The organism is Elusimicrobiota bacterium (assembly GCA_026388095.1).
GTDB lineage: Bacteria > Elusimicrobiota > Elusimicrobia > UBA1565 > UBA9628 > UBA9628.
The window spans coordinates 79,229-97,099 of the sequence record JAPLKL010000064.1 but is presented as its reverse complement, the minus strand read 5'-3'; the positions used below and the strand labels follow the sequence as shown (position 1 = coordinate 97,099).

At 59.6% G+C, this 17,871-nt stretch carries 14 protein-coding genes; 5 read left to right on the top strand and 9 right to left on the bottom strand.

Features of this window, described 5'->3' with window-relative positions; genetic code table 11:
* Positions 1-72 precede the first annotated feature (72 nt).
* The 7 genes from NTY77_16085 to NTY77_16055 form a co-directional block, all read right to left on the bottom strand.
* Positions 73-1,065, bottom strand: a complete 993-nt coding sequence (locus NTY77_16085) for a PDDEXK nuclease domain-containing protein (GenBank protein ID MCX5797012.1) — start codon at positions 1,063-1,065, stop codon at positions 73-75.
* A 100-nt stretch (positions 1,066-1,165) separates the two neighbouring features.
* Positions 1,166-2,233 (bottom strand): PDDEXK nuclease domain-containing protein, encoded by a 1,068-nt coding sequence (locus tag NTY77_16080; GenBank protein MCX5797011.1) that lies wholly within the window; start codon positions 2,231-2,233, stop codon positions 1,166-1,168.
* A 112-nt stretch (positions 2,234-2,345) separates the two neighbouring features.
* Complete coding sequence (locus NTY77_16075; protein MCX5797010.1) at positions 2,346-2,942, bottom strand: HNH endonuclease; 597 nt, start codon at positions 2,940-2,942, stop codon at positions 2,346-2,348.
* Between the two features lie 67 nt (positions 2,943-3,009).
* Positions 3,010-4,428 (bottom strand): putative DNA binding domain-containing protein, encoded by a 1,419-nt coding sequence (locus tag NTY77_16070; protein MCX5797009.1) that lies wholly within the window; start codon positions 4,426-4,428, stop codon positions 3,010-3,012.
* Between the two features lie 396 nt (positions 4,429-4,824).
* Positions 4,825-6,249, bottom strand: a complete 1,425-nt coding sequence (locus tag NTY77_16065) for a putative DNA binding domain-containing protein (protein MCX5797008.1) — start codon at positions 6,247-6,249, stop codon at positions 4,825-4,827.
* 873 nt (positions 6,250-7,122) lie between these two features.
* On the bottom strand, positions 7,123-8,448 hold the full coding sequence (locus NTY77_16060) for a putative DNA binding domain-containing protein (GenBank protein MCX5797007.1): 1,326 nt from the start codon (positions 8,446-8,448) through the stop codon (positions 7,123-7,125).
* 117 nt (positions 8,449-8,565) lie between these two features.
* Complete coding sequence (locus NTY77_16055; protein ID MCX5797006.1) at positions 8,566-8,754, bottom strand: hypothetical protein; 189 nt, start codon at positions 8,752-8,754, stop codon at positions 8,566-8,568.
* 21 nt (positions 8,755-8,775) lie between these two features.
* Between NTY77_16055 and NTY77_16050 the strand changes: the two genes are divergently transcribed.
* Complete coding sequence (locus tag NTY77_16050) at positions 8,776-9,027, top strand: hypothetical protein (protein MCX5797005.1); 252 nt, start codon at positions 8,776-8,778, stop codon at positions 9,025-9,027.
* Between the two features lie 96 nt (positions 9,028-9,123).
* Here the strand turns inward: NTY77_16050 and NTY77_16045 are convergent, their stop codons facing one another.
* Positions 9,124-9,603 carry a hypothetical protein gene (locus NTY77_16045; GenBank protein ID MCX5797004.1) on the bottom strand — a complete coding sequence of 160 codons (480 nt, stop codon included), beginning with the start codon at positions 9,601-9,603 and terminating at the stop codon, positions 9,124-9,126.
* On the opposite strand from NTY77_16045, the gene NTY77_16040 reads away from it, so the two are divergent.
* From NTY77_16040 to NTY77_16030, 3 genes are all read left to right on the top strand, one after another.
* Complete coding sequence (locus NTY77_16040) at positions 9,554-11,467, top strand: hypothetical protein (GenBank protein MCX5797003.1); 1,914 nt, start codon at positions 9,554-9,556, stop codon at positions 11,465-11,467. The two genes, NTY77_16045 and NTY77_16040, sit on opposite strands and share 50 nt — an antisense overlap.
* 362 nt (positions 11,468-11,829) lie before the next feature.
* Positions 11,830-14,979: an AAA domain-containing protein gene (locus NTY77_16035; GenBank protein ID MCX5797002.1), complete on the top strand. Its 3,150-nt coding sequence runs from the start codon at positions 11,830-11,832 to the stop codon at positions 14,977-14,979.
* 38 nt (positions 14,980-15,017) lie between these two features.
* Positions 15,018-15,848, top strand: a complete 831-nt coding sequence (locus NTY77_16030; protein ID MCX5797001.1) for a GIY-YIG nuclease family protein — start codon at positions 15,018-15,020, stop codon at positions 15,846-15,848.
* A 5-nt stretch (positions 15,849-15,853) separates the two neighbouring features.
* Here the strand turns inward: NTY77_16030 and NTY77_16025 are convergent, their stop codons facing one another.
* Positions 15,854-16,822, bottom strand: a complete 969-nt coding sequence (locus NTY77_16025) for an HNH endonuclease (GenBank protein ID MCX5797000.1) — start codon at positions 16,820-16,822, stop codon at positions 15,854-15,856.
* A gap of 171 nt (positions 16,823-16,993) precedes the next feature.
* On the opposite strand from NTY77_16025, the gene NTY77_16020 reads away from it, so the two are divergent.
* Entirely contained in the window at positions 16,994-17,857 is an 864-nt protein-coding gene (locus NTY77_16020) for a hypothetical protein (GenBank protein ID MCX5796999.1), read from the top strand.
* Positions 17,858-17,871: the final 14 nt, after the last annotated feature.

Here is a 17,871-nt window from a genome sequence, read left to right as displayed (position 1 = left end):
ATCTGTCATGGCAGTAAACTCTCTAAATTCGTGATTCTGTCTAGCGCTGCTGGCGCTTGGCCCATAGATCTTCTATGCCGGTGGATGCGGGGCGGCGGGCGCGGCTGCGAGCCGCTCGCGGGCCAGGCGGATGGCCTGGTGCAGCTTGTTTTCCAGCAGTCCCCGGGCCGGGAGTTCGGTCATGTACTGCGCCACGCGGATGCCGCTCTTCTCGAGCTCCAGGAGTTCCACGTGCTCCGGCGACTTTTTCGCGCACAGGATGAGGCCCAGCGGGGACTCCTCGCCCAAGCGCCTTTCGTGCTTGTCGAGCCAGCGCATGCCGCGGTGATAGAAGAGCAGGTCGATGTAGTAGTCCTCCTGGTCTATGGTGATCCTCTTCTGGCGCGCCACGAAGGCGAAATCGCCTCCCAGCTCGATGAGGAAGCTCTCCAGCTCGCGCAGGATGGCCGATTCGAGGTCTTTCTCGCTGTAAGCGTCCTTGAGGCCGAGGAAGTCCAGCATGATGGGGTCGCGGAAGACGAGGTCCGGGGTGAGCTTGTCCTGCTCCCGGAGTTCCTTGAGCTCGATGGCGGCGAGTTCTGCGGGCTTGCGCGATAGGGCGGTACGCTCGAAGAGCATGTCGGCGATCTTCTTATGAAGCGTGCGCACGTTCCAGTGCTCCAGGCGGCACATCTCGGCGTAGAAGTCTCGCTGGAGGGGGTCTTTGAGGGCGATGATTTCGCGGAATTTTGACCAGCTCAATTGTGTCAACAGCGTTGACACTATCTTGGGGTCAGGGAAGACTTCGGCAAAGCGCACCATATGGAACAGATTGGCCATGCTGTACCCGGGCCCATATTCTTGCGTCAATTTTCTAGACAGTGTGTAGAAAATCTGGCGTCCGTAGGCGGCTCGTCGGTTCCCCAGGATATCTTGCCGGATGCGCCGGCCGATGCTCCAATAAAGCATGACCAGGCCGGTATTGGCGGCCTGGGCCACTTGTCTGCGAGCCGATTCTATGAGTCCGCGGATATCCCCAAGGAGCTTCTGGGGGGATTGTGCTGCCGGAAGGTTCTCTTGGCCCATACCATCTATACGAGCTCGAGCCGAAAAAGTTCCCTCGCCGTTCTGAGGTCCCGCGCGAAGCGCGGGACCCGCCCTGGCTCCCGAAGGGATGGGATTGCCGTTATGCCGGTGGATGCGGTGCGGCGGGCGCGGCTGCGAGCCGCTGGCGGGTCAGGCGGATGGCCTGATGCAGCTTGCTTTTCAGCAGCCCCCGATCCGGGAGTCCTGTCATGTACTGCGCCACGCGGATCCCGCTCTTCTCCAACTGCAGCAATTCCACGTGCTCGGCGTCGCTTTCCGCGCAGAGGATCAGCCCGATGGGGGAGCGCTCGCCGGGGCGCCTCTCGTGCTTGTCGAGCCAGCGCAGGTAGAGCTCGAGCTGGCCTTTGTCCGCGGCCTGGAACTTGCCGAGCTTGAGCTCGATGGCCACCAGGCGCCGCATGCCGCGATGGAAGAAGAGCAGGTCGAGGTAGTAGTCCTCCGACCCGACGGATATCCTCTTTTGGCGCGCCACGAAGGCGAAGTCGCTTCCGAGCTCGACGAGGAAGCTCTCGAGCTCGCGCAGGATGGCGGCCTCGAGGTCCTTCTCGTGATAAGTATCCTTGAGCCCGAGGAAACCCAACAGCACGGGGTCTCGGAAGACGAGGTCCGGGGTGAACTGGTCTTGCTCACGGAGCTTCTTGAGCTCCAGGGCGGCAAGTTGGGCGGGCTTGCGGGACAACGCGGTGCGCTCAAAGAGCATGTCGGAGACCTTCTTCTGGAGCGTCGGTACGTTCCAGTGCTCGATACGGCACATCTCGGCGTAGAAGTCGCGCTTGAGGGGGTCTTTGATGGGAATGATAGTCCGGAAATGTGTCCAGCCCAATTGTGTACTCAGCGCGTACACAATCTTGGAGTCCGGGAAGACTTCCACGAATCGAATCATCCACCAGAGGTTCCGCTGGCTGAATCCCTGGCCATATTCAGGAGCCAAGTGTGCAGACAGCGTCTGCACTATCCTCTGCCCATACCCGGCCCGCTTCTCCTTCAGGATATCCTGGCGGACCCGACGGCCGACGCTCCAGTAGAGACTGACCAGGCCGGCATTTGCGGCCTGGGCCACTTGGCTGCGAGCCGATTCTATGAGTCCGCGGATGTCGCCAAGGAGCTTTTGTGGGGTCTGTCCTGCCGGGAGGTTCGCTTGGCCCATACCATCTATACGAGCTGGGGCCTTAAAAGTTCCCTCGCCGTTTTGAGGTCCCGCGCGAAGCGCGGGACCCGCCCTGGCTCCCGAAGGGAGTCAGGGCCCTCCTTCAGCCAACCTAATACGCCTTTTGGAACGCCTCGTACCGGCTGGCCACGTACTCCATGTTGGGCCGCTGCTCGGGCCGCCGCGGCACGTATAAGTCAGCCCCATGAAAATGCTGCAAGCCCCACTGCAGCATGGGCCCGTCCTTCTCTTCCAACACGTCGAGCCGCACCTCGACTTTCAACTCGGGCGTGACGCCCAAGATATTCTGGTCATAGGCCGCATGATGAAGGTTGCACAGGGCCAGGCCGTTGGAGACGATGGGCTCGCCTCTGGGGTCGCTGTCAGGCAGGATGTGGGCGGCTTCGAGGAGCTCTTGGTGGCGCAGTCGGCAGATGGCGCATTGCTCCTGATAGGCTTTAAGGACTCTCTCCCGGAATGAGCGCTGATGGACGCGCTGTTGGACTTCGGTGGTTATGTAGTGGCGGCGCAGGGCGATCTCGCCTGCGGCGGTGGCGTCGTGGGGCTTCCTGAGGATGGTGGGGTCGTCTACCTGGACCGTGAAGACGAGGTGTTGGGGGTCGTCGTTGACGATGTGGGCTGGGCCGGCGACTAGGTAGCGGCTGGGGGCTATGCCGGCGATGTAGATGAGGGGTTTTTGGAGCTGCATGCATTGGCGCAGGTCGACGTTGTCGCGGTGAAGGGGGTCTTTGCCGCGGTTGATGATGGGCTTGCCGTTATGCCGGTGGATGCGGGGCGGCGGGTGGGCCGATGACCTCCCAATGGCCGCCCTTGTCCGGGCCGGCGCGGCGCAGCAGGCCTTTCTTCTTCAAGTCGGCCAGATTCTTCTCCGTTGCCCTCGTGCTGATCTTGAGCCGTTTGGAAAGAGATTGGGCCGTCGCGGTCGGGTCTTCCAGGACCAGCTCCAGTATACGACGCTGGTTTTCTCCGAACTTTACACCGAACTTTTCTCCGAACTTTACACCGAACCTTTCTCCGACTGTTTCTCCCAACTTTTCTCCCAACCGCTTCCCGGTTCCCGCCGCGGCCGGAGCGCGGTGGAAAGTCACCAGAAATCCGCTCTTGAGGACCTTGAAATCCGCCCGGACGCCGGTCCTGGCGCAGTCCTGGGAGATCCGCTTGAGGCCGGAGCCCCATTCCTCGACGTCCTTGGACCGGAACAGGACCCGGGCGATGAGCGGGTTGCGCGGCACCGAGCGCTCCTGGCCGGCGATGAAGTCCTCGGGGGTGAAGCCTTCCGGGAACTCGCCGGGATTGTATATCTCCACCCGGTCCTTGAACACGGCGATCTCGTTGCCTTTGAGGTCCGCGTAGTCGCGGTGGCAGAGGGAGTTGACCAGCGCCTCGCGCACGGCGCTTAAGGGGATTTCGGGGACCTCCTCGCGCTCCAGCCTGCCGAACCCGACGCGCCAATCGATGTGCTCCTTGATGTAGGCTTCGGCGGCCTCCAGGACGCTGAAGATGCTCCCGCCGAACTCCTTGAGGTCGAGGAATGTGCTCTTGTCCGTGCCGGCGAAGACGGCCGCCTGTAGGCGCAGGTCGTTGTCTTTGCAGAACAGGGCCTGCGCGGCCTTGAGCAGCCGGGGCCCTCGGAGCAGCTTGAGCTTGTTGAGCGTGGCTTTTACGCCGGCGAAGGCGAAGTCGAGCCTGCCGGCCAGCCGGCCTTTCTTGACCAGCCGGCGCACGGCCGCGGCGTCCACGTCGCGCAGCGTCTTGTCCGAGAGCTCGGCTTCCCAGCGGGAGGCGTCCTTGGCGCGCCGCAGGAACATGCGCTCGAGCTCCCGGGCCGAGAGCTGGCGGTCTTCGTCGGCGACGCGTATGTAGGCTCGGCCGTAGGCGAGATAGGGGGCGTCATTGCCGGCGAAGCGGACTTCCACGCAATCCCGGCCTTCGCGCCGGATCTTGCGGACCCGGGGGTAGAGGCGGGGTTCGATGTGCTCCGCGAAAGCTCGCGCGACGTCCCGGAGGGTCTGCTCGGAGACGATCTGGCCGGCCGGGGCGCCGTCGTTGCGCAGGCCGAAGATGAGCCGGCCGGCGCGGTGCTTGTTGAGGATGGCGGCGGCGGAGATGACGGCCTCCTTGAGTTCGGCCGTGGATCTCTTGAGCTCGACGGTCTCGGATTCTTTTTGGCGCATGCTGGTGGGGGGAAGCCCCCACTATACATACGATCTCAGGCCGAAAAAGTTCCCTCGCCCTCTCTGTTTTGAGGTCCCGCGCGAAGCGCGGGACCCGCCCTGGCTCCCGCAGGGAGGCAGGGCCCTCCCTCGGCCCGCCTAATACGCCTTTTGGAAGGCCTCGTACCGGCTGGCCACGAACTCTCGGTTGGGCTGCCATTCGGCCCGCTTCGGCACGAATAAGTCAGCCCCGTGAAAGTGCTGCAAGCCCCACTGCAGCATGGTCCGTCCTTCTCTTCTAACACGTCGAGCCGCACCTCGACTTTCAACTCGGGGGTGACGCCTAAGATATTGCGGTCATAGACCGCGTGATGAAGATTGCACAGGGCCAGGCCGTTGGAGACGATGGGATCGCCGCTATGCCGGTGGATGAGGGGCGGCGGGCGGATCGCTTGGCGGCGTCAGGACCTCCCAGCGGCCTCCTTTCCTGGGGCCGACATGCTTGAGGACGCCCTGTTTTTTGAGCGCGTCAAGATTCCACTCTACGCCTTTCAGCGTCAATCCGGTGCTCTCGGCCATTTTGGGTCCCGTGATGGCCGGATCGCACCTGATGAGCTCGAGCATCAGCGCGCGGGCCTTTACCACAGTTTCTACCCCAGTTTTTACCCTAGTTTCTACCCTAGTTTCCACCCTAGTCCCCGGGGCCGAGAGGGCGAATTCGGGGGATCGGTAGAGCACCGTCCTGAAGAAGCCGTGTGTCTCGAACTCCGGCTCCTGGAGCCCCGCCGCGGCCATGGCCGCCCGCATGCGTTGGATGCCGGTCCCAGCCCTTTCGACCTTGTGCAGGCGCGCGAAGAGGTCCGCCACGAGCTCGTTGCGCCTGATTGAGACGCCCTTGCCCAGGGCGCCGGGCGCAAGGCCCTTGGGCAGCCCGCCGGGGTTGGTGATCTCGACGCGGTCATCGAAGACGTCGACGCTGACCTGCGTCCCGGTGACGCTGTAGTCGCGGTGCATGAGGGCGTTGACCACGGCCTCGCGCAGGGCCTCAAGGGGCAGCTCGTAGATGTCTTGCCGGTCCACGCCTTTGATCTCGCTGCGCACGTTGAGGTGCTTCTCCAGGAACTGCATGGCTTCCTGGAACTGGGTGAAGAGGTCGTCGCGGACGTCTCGCCGGTCGTAAATGTGGACCCGGTCGGTCCCCTTGAAGGCGAGCAAAGTGGTCTGCGCCTGGGGCAGGGAGTCGCGGACTTGCTTGGCGAAGAAGAGGGCGCCGGCGTTGTTGACGCCGTTGGCATCGGCGACTTTGAGGCTGCGCAGGAAGTCGGCTGTGGGGGTGCGGGCGATTTTGATGCCGGCCTCCGCCGCGAAGGCCAGGGCCTTGGCCCGGGACATCCCGGCAAAGCCCGGGACCGGTGCCGGCCGCGCCTCGAAGGGCCAGGCGTCGTGCTCCCGGAACATGAGGCGGAGCTCTTCGTGGCCCATCTTCTGGGTGCTTCCATCGAGCCGTCGGTAGTAGCCGGAGGCGCAGCTGTAGGGCTTCTGGGAGCCTTCCGGCACTTCGATGGCGACGAGGCCGCCGGCCTGGGCCGTCTCCACGGCGATGGCCGGCTTGCAGTTATGCGCCAGGCTGTTGATGCGGGCTTTGAGGTCGTTGGTGAGCTGTTCTCCGCGGATGCTGCCGTCGTCGCGCACTCCCAAGAGCAGGGTCCCGCCCTTGGTGTTGGCGAAGGCGACGATGTCCTCGTCTATGCGGGAGGTGTAGCGCTCCTTGCATTCGGCAAGGAGGCCTTCGCCTTCGCGGATGAGGAGCGCGATCTTGTCGATGAGGGGCAGTCGGCCCATACAATACATACGAGCTCGGGCCGCAAAAGTTCCATTTTGCCGCCGGTAGGGGGCTTAGTGGGCTTTCTGGAAGATCGCGTAGCGGTCGGCGAGGAACTCTGGGTTGGGCCGCAGTGCGGGCGAGCTCGGCGGGTTTCTTGGAGAGGGCTGTGCGCTCGAAGAGCATGTCGGCTATCTTCTTGCGGAGGGAGCGCACGCTCCAGTTCTCCAGGCGGCACATCTCGGCGTAGAAGTCGCGCTGGAGCTGGTCTTTGAGCGCGATGATTTCGCAGAATTTGGACCAGCTCAATTGTGTCCACAGCGTGGACACAATCGCAGGGTCTGGAAAGACTTCGGCGAAGCGGACCATCCGCCAGAGGTTGCGATGGCCGAACCCTTGGCCGTATTCGGGCGCCAATTGTGTCGACAGTGTCGACACTATCCTTTCGCCATAATCGGCGCGTTTCTCCTTGAGGATGTCCTGGCGGACCCGCCGGCCTACGCTCCAATAGAGCCTGACCAGGCCGGCATTCGCGGCTTGGGCGACTTGACTGCGAGCCGATTCGATCAGGGCGCGGATGTCGCCGAGGAGCTTCTGGGGGGATTGTGCTGCCGGGAGGTTCTGTTGGCCCATACCATCTATACGAGCTCGGGCCCAAAAAGTTCCATCTCCCTTTGGCGCCGGCGGGCTATGAGGCGGGGGTTAGCTTAATGCGCCTGCTGGAAGATGGCGTAGCGGTCGGCGAGGAAGTCGGGGTTGGGCCGCTGCTCGGCCCGCCGCGGTACGTATAAGTCAGCCCCATGAAAGTGCTGCAAGCCCCACTGGAGCATTGGCCCGTCCTTCTCTTCTAACACGTCGAGCCGCACCTCGACCTCCAGGTCGGGGGCCTGAATTCATGTCTGTATTTCTTCCGAGTTCCCGGGACGGGCGTCGGCAAGCGCCTTGCGCCCGGCTTCGGTCGCGAGGTATTTTTGCAGGCGGCTGTGGGGCTTCTGGGGGATGGTCCGTGCCAGCCAGCCTTTAGCCAGGAGCGGCTTGAGGTAGTTGTCTTGAAAGGTCTCCCTATGTCGAAGTCTAAGTGTCCTTTGAATCTCGATTGCCTTTCGCGGAGTCTGGCAGTAGCGGAGGACTTGTCCGGTGACTTGTCCGGCGACTTGTCCGGTGACTTGTCCGGTGACTTGCGCGGTCGGCTCAGCTACCTTGACCCGGAAAGTCACCAAGGCCGCGCCGGAGATCTCCTGGAAGCTCGGCGGGGCTATCCCAGCCTCGCGGCACATGGCGATGACGCGGTTGGTGCCGCGGCCCCATTTCTCGATGAGGCCGGCGCGGAAGAAGATGTCGGCGATTATCGGGTTGCGCTGGACGGACTGGTGGCTGCCGGCGAGCATGTCGGGCGTGATGCCGGAGGGATAGGTTCCGGCGCTCCAGACCTCGACGCGGTCGTCGAAGATGGCCAAGGACACGGCGCCGCCCGCTATGGAGTAGTCGCGGTGGATGAGGGCGTTGACCAGGATCTCGCGCATGGCGTCGGGCGGGATGAGCGGGGTGTCCACCCGCTGCAGGCGGCCCGGGACGATCTTGCCGGGCAGGGGGAAGTGCCTCTGGCAGAAGAGCTCGGCCTCCTCCAGGAGTTTGAACGCGGGGCCGCGCAGCTGGCGCTGGTCGAGGAACTCGGTCTTGTCCACTCCCCGGAAGCGCGCCAGGCGCAGGGCCTGGTCCCGGTCGAGGTGTCCGGGAAGGACGCCTACGGCGGGGGCGTTCTCCCAACGGTTCCTGCCGTGAGCGCGGTCCAGGAGCAGGCGTTCGTATCGCGTCTGCGGCATCCGGCGGGTGGCGCTGCCCACCCGCTCATAGGCGCGGCCGTCGTAGGTGTGGGGGCCGGAGTCCTTGCCGCTCTCGCAGGCGGCGGCGACGATCTCCAGGCCCGCCGCGGCCTGGGCGCGCCAAATGTGGAGATGGACAGGAGGCTCGAAGCGCTGGGCCGCCTGCGAGATGTCGCGCAGGGTCTGGTCAGAGACCTTCTGGCCGGCGGCATCGCCTTCCGGGCCTACGCCGAAGAGGACGGTGCCGCCGGCTCCATTTGCGAAGGCGCAGAGGCTCCGCATGGCCTCCTTGAGCTCTCCGGTGGAGCGTTTGAACTCCAGGCTGGGGCCTTCGCCTTGCTGGAGAAGCAGGGCGAGGCGCTGCTCGCGGTCGTCGGCCGGTGTTGGGAGGCCCATACAATACATACGATCTCAGGCCAAAAAAGTTCCCTCGCCGTTCCGAGGTCCCGCGCCGCCGTTAGCGCGGGACCCGCCCTGGCTCCCGAAGGGAGGCAGGGCCATTCCTCGGCTCGCCTAATGCGCCTTTTGGAACGCCTCGTACCGGCTGGCCACGAACTCTCGGTTGGGCTGCCATTCGGCCCGCTTCGGCACGTATAAGTCCGCCCCATGAAAGTGCTGCAAGCCCCACTCCAGCATGGGTCCGTCCTTCTCTTCTAAGACGTCGAGCCGCACCTCGACTTTCAACTCGGGCGTGACGCCCAAGATATTCTGGTCATAGGCCGCATGATGAAGGTTGCACAGGGCCAGGCCGTTGGAGACGATGGGCTCGCCTCTGGGGTCGCTGTCAGGAAGGATGTGGGCGGCGTCGAGGAGCTCTTGGTGGCGCAGTCGGCAGATGGCGCATTGTTCCTGATAGGCTTTGAGGACGCGCTCGCGGAAGGATCGCTGGTGGACGCGCTGCTGGACTTCGGTGGTGATGTAGTGGCGGCGCAGGGCGATCTCGCCCGCGGTGGTGGCGTCGTGGGGCCTTCTTAAGATGGATGGGTCGTCTACCTGGACTGTGAAGACGAGGTGTTGGGGGTCGTCGTTGATGATGTAGGCTGGGCCGGCGACTAGGTAGCGGCTGGGGCTTCAAAAAGAGCGCACGCCGACGTTGTCGCGGTGAAGGGGGTCTTTGCCGCGGTAGCAGTAGAGGACGCGGTCTTGGTCATCGAATCTGTCGTTGTAGGGGCGCTGCTTGGCGGGGTCGAGGGGTGCGGTGAATATGCTGAGGGGCAGCTCCATGATGGCGGGCTTGAAGATGCCTTGGGGGCCGAGGAGGGGGACGCGATGGGTGTCGAAGAGGAAGCCTTTGAGGAGGAGGTCGCGGGGGAGTTCGTCGCCGTGGAGTTTGGTTTGGTCTTCTAGGAAGGAGAAGGCGGCGCTGATGATGATGTTGTTGTTGGCTGCGGTTATGCGCAGGGTGGATGAGGAAACGGTGGGGGGTGGGGACGAAATGCGGGGGGGATGCGAGAAGTGGTAGAATCCGACATAGTCAGACCGTCTGGAAACCTCCTGGTTGATGGCTGAGAAGAAGACCGACGCGCTAGCGACAGCAAGCCTCCCCTTCAAACCCAGGGAGATGATGGAGAAGGCCATCGAGGCCATGCGGAAATCGGTCTCTGAGCCCCGCAAAGACGGCAAGGCGAGCCCTTTGGTCGGTGTGGCCATATGGAAGCCCGATGGGACAATTGAGACGGCGCATCGGGGAGAACTTCGGTTCGGTGACCATGCCGAGTTCACGCTGCTTGAAAGGAAGAATAGGGACAAGAAGCTTGATGGCTCCTTTCTGTTTACCACTCTGGAGCCTTGCGCCCCGGGGTCGCGCCGCGAACCAAAACTGAGCTGCGCCGAGCGTATCGTTCTGGCGAGAGTGAAGAAAGTCTGGATCGGACTGGAGGATCCTGACCCCACTGTTGATCGCAAGGGGATAACCTATCTTCTGGACAATGATGTTGAGGTGGACATATTCGACCGGGACCTCCAGGGCATCATAACTACTGAGAATCGGGACTTCATCGATCAAGCTATGGAACGAAAGGCTGCGCATGCAGCCCAAAAGAAGTCCAAGTTGGTGAAACTCTCGGAGCTGGAGGACCCGATCGTTACCGTCGACGCAGGAGAGCTTTCAGGGGAAGCTCTGGAACGATACCGCAGCACTGCGAAGATCACAGATCTAGTGGACTCCCCCTCTTTTCGGAAGCGCCTCCTCCAGCAGGGGTTGCTGAAAGAAGACAATGATGGGCACCTCAACCCGACAGGCTTTGGGTGCCTCCTCTTTGGCACAAAACCCCGCGATGTGCTGCCACAGGCCGGGCTGCTTGCGACAATACACCACGCCAACGGTCAAGAGGAGCTCCGCGACTTTGACGGGCCCATCGTTCTTATCCCGGAATTGGTCGAGAAGTGGCTGAAGGACAAGCTCCCCGACATCGCCGACAGGGGTCAGATGCGGCGGAAGCAGGGGCCGGATATCCCATTGGAGCTTGTCCGCGAGGCCGTGGTCAACGCCCTGGTTCATCGGGACTACGCTATCGCGGGGGCGAAGTGCCAGCTCTCCATCACTAGGGACACAATCACGATAAGCAGCCCAGGCGGTCCTATTGCCCCGATTACCCTGAGGCAGCTCCAGGAATTCAACGCGCCGATGCTGAGTCGGAACCCCCAATTGCACTACGTGTTTGCCCGGATGGAGTTGGCAGAGGAGCGCGGGTTGGGCATGCAGTCCATGAGAAGCGTGTCACAGCAGCATGGGCTTCCCCTGCCGAAGTACTTTCTGGAGGACCCGTACCTCAGGCTGGTCCTTTACCGCAGCCCAGAGAGCGCCGTACACGCCTTGCCGAAGAGTTTCCTGGAGGAACTCAACAGTGCTGAGCTCAAGGGCTGGGAGTTCCTGGCCTCGAAGATTTCTGCCACGATGGCCGAATACGCGCAGCACATGGGATTTGACGTCCGTAAGGCGCAGCGGCATTTGAAGCGTTTTGTTGAGCTGGGGCTCCTGTCGCGCGTTGGTCGCGGTCCTGCCACGGAGTATGTGGTGCAGGGGCAGGCCCCTGCGGAGGCAAGTGTCACGGCACCTGTTCAGCCGAGAACGAGGTTCCAGAAGTTTAAGGCGTTCTTGGATGTGAAGATTTCTCAGGCGAATGGAATCAAGAGAGGCATATCGCCCGAAAATCGCAAGACCCAAATTGGAGTCACAAAGGATTGGATCGACAATGTCGCGAAGGCGATTCATATCGCTTTTGGTGGTAAGGCTAGAAATGACTTTGTGAACTATTCGCCCTTCACGGGACAGATCTTCTATGGGGAGACAATGGGAGGTCTTGAGCAATCCATCGACAAACATCTGGCGTATCTTGAAAGGTTGAAGAAGGATAGGACCGCCGCTGAGCTTTTGCCTGATTTTGATCCTGAAGATTTGAAGGATTATGAATAGTCGCCAGATTCTTTAATGCGACAGATTTCGCGACACTGTGTCGCGATTCGTGCGTAAATTTGCGGCTTATGTAAAATCGCGACACTCTTCACGACAAAATGTCGCGATTGCAAGATTGGCATAATCTGCAAATTAGTGGCTTAAAACAACAGAAATGGTCAATAAAAGCGATATTTTAATCTAGACTTTGGTAAAGACGTAGCGGCCGGGGGTCCGGTTTCTCCTTCATTGGTCTCAGCCCGGGTTTTCGTCATTGCGGAAGGTTCGTCCTGGGACGTTGATTCTGTGGGGCTGACTGCCTGATTTTGTTTGCTATGATTGGCCTATCAAGGCATGAGCAATGACGCGGCGGGAGCCTCCCATTGAGCAACGGTGACCTTCCAGGGTTTGGTAAGCTTCCCGATGACCTCCAAAATTGTCTTGAGCTCGTTCATGCCCAGCATGCTCCGGTAGTCCTTCAGCGCTGGGAGGTCCTCGGTTTTGAGGATGGCGTCCTGCGCCTATCGCCTGAGCCATCACCTGATGAAGGTTGGGTCGGTGGTCACCTAACCCTGCGGACACCAGAGAGGGAGCTTGTCCTCGAAGGAGAGATTCTTCACTTCGATCCGGACAACGCCGCGATCTTGGTGGATGGCATCAACTGGGGGGACGGCTTCACGCCCAGTGATTTTGACGGCAAGCGGCTATCCTACGACCCAATCCCCTACGGAAAGGCGCTGACGAAGGCCTATGAGATTCTCAATAAGGCAACAGAAGGTCTTCTGGGGGAGCGCCTAAAGGGTGTCCTGGGGGCCGCCGCTCCCGGCATTTCGTTCGCAGTGGGCGCAGCTGTGGCTGAGAATCAAGCCTCCGGAAACGTCGCGCTGGACTTGTGGGATCATAAATGGGGAATCGTATGGGGGCCGCCAGGCACTGGGAAGACAGAGTGCCTAGCAGACGCGCTCGCGCATGTCGGCGCGACGACAAAGGGCAAGGTTTTGATCTTGGCCCCCACGCACCGCGCGGTTAATGAGATTACTTCGCGTGTTTGTCAGAAGATGTCTAAGAGCAAAACCCTCTTTGATAAGCAGGGCAATTGTCGTGTTTTTCGTGGTGGACGAGGGGTTGACGATGAGTTGCTAAAGGCTTTCCCGCAAGTGGTGGGAAAGGATGCCCATTTGGAGAGTCGCTCAACATCGGGAGTTGAACAGATGCGGCGTCGGCTTCAACGGCTCATCCGAAGCAATCGCCACGGCGAAGTGGCTAAGGCAGCTCGCGAACTAAAGGCTGAATTCGAGAAGGTGCGGGATGAAACGATCAGGGCGCTGGAGGCCGGCCCGCAGAAACTGATCTTCGCAACGGTCCAGAAGGCACTGAGCTTGGTCGCTTCGCAGGAGTCCTTGCCCGTTGTGTCCAAGGTCTTGGTCGATGAGGCGGGAATGGTGTCTCGTGCCGCATGCCTTGCCGCCAGCTGTCTTGGCGAGACCGTGCTCTTGGCCGGGGATCCTAAGCAGATCGGCCCCATCTGCCCTGCTCGCGTCGGGCTTTCGCTTTCAGAGCGTAAGTGGCTGACGCATTCTGCGCTCAGCCATCTTAAGTCCCCTGCAGCGCTGCCTAAGAATGTCAGGTTCCTTGAATGCCAACATCGGATGCATCCGGACATCTGCCGCGCGGTCAGCCGATTCACCTACGATGGCCTATTGAGGGACGCCGAGGGTGTGGCCGAGCGCACGACCGGGATCATCTTGCCAAAGGGCTTTCCGACCAAGCGCGCGGCCTTCGTCGTGCTTGATGAATTGGCCGGCTCGCCGAATGCGGCGGCGCATAGCCGCGCGAAGGGAAAGGGCTATGAGCGGCGAACCTCTGCCCGCATTGTCGCGGCGTTGGCTTTGGCCGCTGTCGATAAGGGCCTGCAATGCCTGGCCCTGACGGCTTATCGAGCCCAAGTCCGTTTGATTCGCAACCTTGTTGAAAAGAAATATGACGGCCCGGCGTTGACAGTGGGTACGATACACCGCCAACAGGGTGCTGAGCGGGATGTGGTGATTCTTGATCTCGTCAATGCAGCCACTGCGTGGAAGGATGAGGAGATCGAGATGCTCCTCAACGTCGCGTTGTCTCGTGCCCGAGCCTCGTTCATCCTCATTGCATCTCGGGCGGAGCTGAAGTCTCGCGTGCTGCGCCGATTCGCCGCGCACCTGCAAGAGGATGCGATATCGGTCACGGTGGTGGATGAGGAGGGGCAGCAGGCCTTGAATCTGCGTTCGGCTGGCGCCCCGGTCAAACTGGAAACGGCGTCTGCGGCGGGCCTTGCGCTGACATTAGGCGACGAGATCCGCGCGCTGAAGCAGAGACTGCCGCTTTACTCAGAAGAACAGTTGGAGCTTATCGAGCGGAATCTGGGACAGGGGCACTATTTGGTTCGCGGGGTTGCCGGCAGTGGAAAAACTTTGGTCCTGGCCAATTGGGCCCTACGTCATCTGCAAAGACGGCCCAAGGACCGGGTCCTTATTACGTACTTCAATAAGGGCTTGTCCAGCATGCTCTCGGCTATGCTGGAAAGCGTGCGCAAGTCGCTTTGGATTGAGAAAGGACTCCTCGACAACCAACTTGAAGTCCAATGGGTGGGGCGGGTAGATCCGGACAGGACATTCGAGGCGGTCTTTGTAGACGAGGCACAGGATATCCTGTCAAATGACCTTGCGCGGCTTCACGATGCTTGCGAGCCGCGGCCTAATGGTAAGGGACAGTCGTTGCGGTCCTTCATTCTGTTCTCTGATGATTCACAGAATATCTACGGCCGGGAGACCCTTGAAGAGCTTAAGGGTCGTCTCTCTGAGGATTTCAGTTTTTCAGGCCGGAGCTTCGTTTTGCAAGAAACCTATCGTTCCACGCGAGCGATCCTCGATCTTTCTCTGAACCTTGCCCTGGACCCAAAGGCGATTTATGGGCCGGCTAAATCCGGCCTTTTGGGATACTTCAAAGTTGCGGAGCTGGCCAATAAAGGGCTCCTTCAGCGGGCAGAGGAATCGGCCGACGGCCTGTACCATGTCCATTACACAGACCGGGTTGGGGTAAAGCCGGAGATCGTGATGGAGGCGAACGTTGGGGCTGTGGCTCAGAAGACGGCGATCCTTATCAAGGAGCTTATCCAGAGGGAGGCTGTGGATCCTAGCGATATCATGGTGGTCTCCGTGCATAAGCCGGGTATCTTCGCGGCAGCTCTTAGGGCACAGGGCATTCCAGCCAAGGCATTTGGCGGCACAGGCAACGAACCGCCAGAAGGGATGCCGGCCCAAGACCATAAATTTGTGAGGTGTACGACGGTATTCTCTTGCAAGGGGCATGAGAGTCCTGTCGTGGTATTTGGCAATGTTCAGGACGTGGAGAACCTCTCTTGGATGAAGGACGTGAGAGATTTTGAGAAAGTCAGGCGTTGTCTGCTGTATGTCGCGGCATCGCGCGCCATGGTGAAGCTGTATCTTGTCGGGGCGCCCTGCAAGGCGATGGAGGCCGCGGCCCACTATGCATGATTCGTCCGGGTGCGGCAGGGAAAGGAGGCAAGATAGAAATGTCTCAGGCTAAGTTGAATAGTTTTTACGTGATCCCGGGGTACACATTCTTCTATTGGGGTTTCACTGTCCCGCAACGCGAGGCTCCGGAATTCATGCGGTATTTCAGGCTCCGTAAGGGGCCGCAAACGAAAAGTATCACTCTTCTGATTCACGGCAAGCGTTACCCTGCGAAGATCCGTCTCGTCAATATAACCACCAAACGTTTCCCCAATCGGTCCGTCGTGCAAATTTACTACGAGCGCGAATACACAACTCTAAAGGCGTTACGCAAGTTGCTTATTTATAGCTATGCCTCGACGATTAATAAGGGGAAGCCGCTTCTAAAGGAACTGATTGAGCTGGTTCCTAAGAGAGGCAATGCCTTCATTGTGAAGGTCATCTCCCGACAAAAAACTGATTTCGACCACATGCTCAGCTTGATGGAAGACAAGAATCTCTTCGCGTATTGGAAGAGCGTCAGGCAAGGGGTACCGGAGAATTTTTTCATAGATTTTGCCAGGCACTGGATTCCTGTCGCAGAACTACGGAATTACGAGAATCGTATCAACGTGATCTATTTGCTCTGCAATTCCGAGAGAAAGCAATTGTATGTCGGGAAGGCGAATCAGTTGGGCAACCGTGTGCAGGTGGGGCAGGGGCGCGTGGGCTTGGCGCGAGACTGGGACAAATTCATGTTTTTTGAGATACATCCCAAGTATGCGCCCTTCATTGAGCAGATAGAATCCTTCGTCATTCGGGCTTATGCGGCGTTGATGGAAAACGAAGTGGGCGTCAGACCGCTGCGCGAACGAAATATACGCTTGGTGAATCGGCGCCTGAATGATTGAGGGGTCTACTGCGCCTGCAAAAAAACTGATTCGCGATGGAAATCTAGGTAAAGCCTCTGCTGGTGCGTGAAGCCCCCGACATTCACCCTTTCCCCTGCCCGAACCCCCATCCGCGTCAACGAAACATCATCGGCCACCCGTGAAACCAAGACATCCCCGTTGTTCTCAAAAGAAATAAATCCGCGGTCAAATAGATGATCAATGGAAGGGGTCAGCAAAAGCCCATTCTCACCATCGAGCCGTTCCTCGTTCGACGAATCTCGCCATGGCTTGATGTGGCTCCCGATCAGATGCACAGGATTGTCCACCTTCGTGATGCGACACTCTTTCTCAATCTCCATCACATGCTGCTTAAATAGTCCTTGCCCACGCCGCGCCTTGATGATCGCAGACTTTTCTGTTTCGGGAATCGACCTGTCCTTCACAAGGTCCATCTGAATGTGCTCTTCCCATTCATCGAGCCCCTTTGCAGCAGATCCAACCACCGACGGCCGATCCGCAACCACTGAGACCAGTTGCCGCACATCCTCACCGATTAACCCCGCTAGTACCTCTGCGAATATGCGCGGCACTTCTGCTAGATAGACTCCTTGTAACCCGTCCCCATTTGGTTGCAACGGCGCATAACGCTTCGGCAGCAATGGCGCAAGAACAGCCATGTGCTCGCGCGGCTCGATCTGGTTGTGGGGGACGATATACGCGACATCAACTCGCCACCCAATTTTCTCCCAGTTCGGCCCTGCCAAACCGAACTCCGCTGGTTTCGGGCTCTCGTAGGCATAAGACTGGGCCACTGAGACCGCAACAATCTTGCGAGCGCGGAAAGAGAAGATTACGTCCTGCGGCGCCACCTCGCGCATATTCTCATAAAATTGATGACGTACACCATGTGCTTTCTTTTTTGGAGACCAAAGATAGCCGCCGTGGAATTCGTGGTCGAATGTTTGTCCTTGGTTAACCCACCAGAACCGCATGGAATATCGTGCTCCGCCCCAATCCTAACAAATTCCAGGTCCGCAGGCGCCACGCATTTTCCGCTATAATCGCCCCATGGGGACCTGCCCCGCTACCCACATGCTGCGCGATCACGTAAGCATGTCTCCGCTTGACCGCAGGCATACAGTAATTCCTTAAGGATCAAAACAGTGACTTACCTCGGAATCGCGCAACTTTGTTTCCGGCTGTTTCGGACGCATGGGGACAGAATTGAGAAGCTCTTTAAGCATAAGTGGAAGAAGGTGGTGCCGCCGCATTGGCGCGAGGCCTGCGGGATTGTGGTTTGGACCGCCGCAACTTCATTTGTCGCAGCATTCCTGAGTTCCTACTTGATTCAGACAAAATCCTCATGGGCAGGACTAGGCGTCGTTTTGTTGACGGGATTAGCGTTCCTTTCCAACAGCAAGAATTTGCTTGCATCGCTTCTCATGCCGGGTAACACTAGTGGGCAATCCTTCGAATTGCGTCTTCTGGGAAGACGCCTAAGACGGGCGACTTTTCGCTTGTTTGAGCCGCCGCTGGTGGTCTCCGGCGTGTCGGCAAAGGACGCTTCTATAGTGCGGTTCCTAATATTGGTTCTTAACGGGAAAATAGGCCAGACCCTTTTGAGGGAGACCGCAGCGCGGATAGATTTGGTCGTGCTTTCCGCCAAAGTGGTATCCCTTCTTGCATCGCTAGTGGTCTTCTTTGGTTCATTCTATTGGTATCTTGCTCCAACCTCGGGTACATTTCGAGAAGCCGTCTTGTTTAGCCTGGGAATGCTTTCAACTATTGGCAGTTGGCCTTTGCCTGCGATGACGAAGGCATTGCAGAATATTGGTGCTTTGCAGGTTGGTGTCCAGATAGTGCTATTAACCCTTTTGTTGCCTCTTTTTATGAGTCTGTATAGCCGCGACGAAAAGATCGACCATCAGCTTCGAAAGGTCTTTTCGGAAATACGGCACGAGTGGGATTCATATATGCAAGAGCACCTGAGGAGGTTCCCGAAGAAATCTCCGTCTAAAAATTCCTGAGCGTTCAGCCTGCA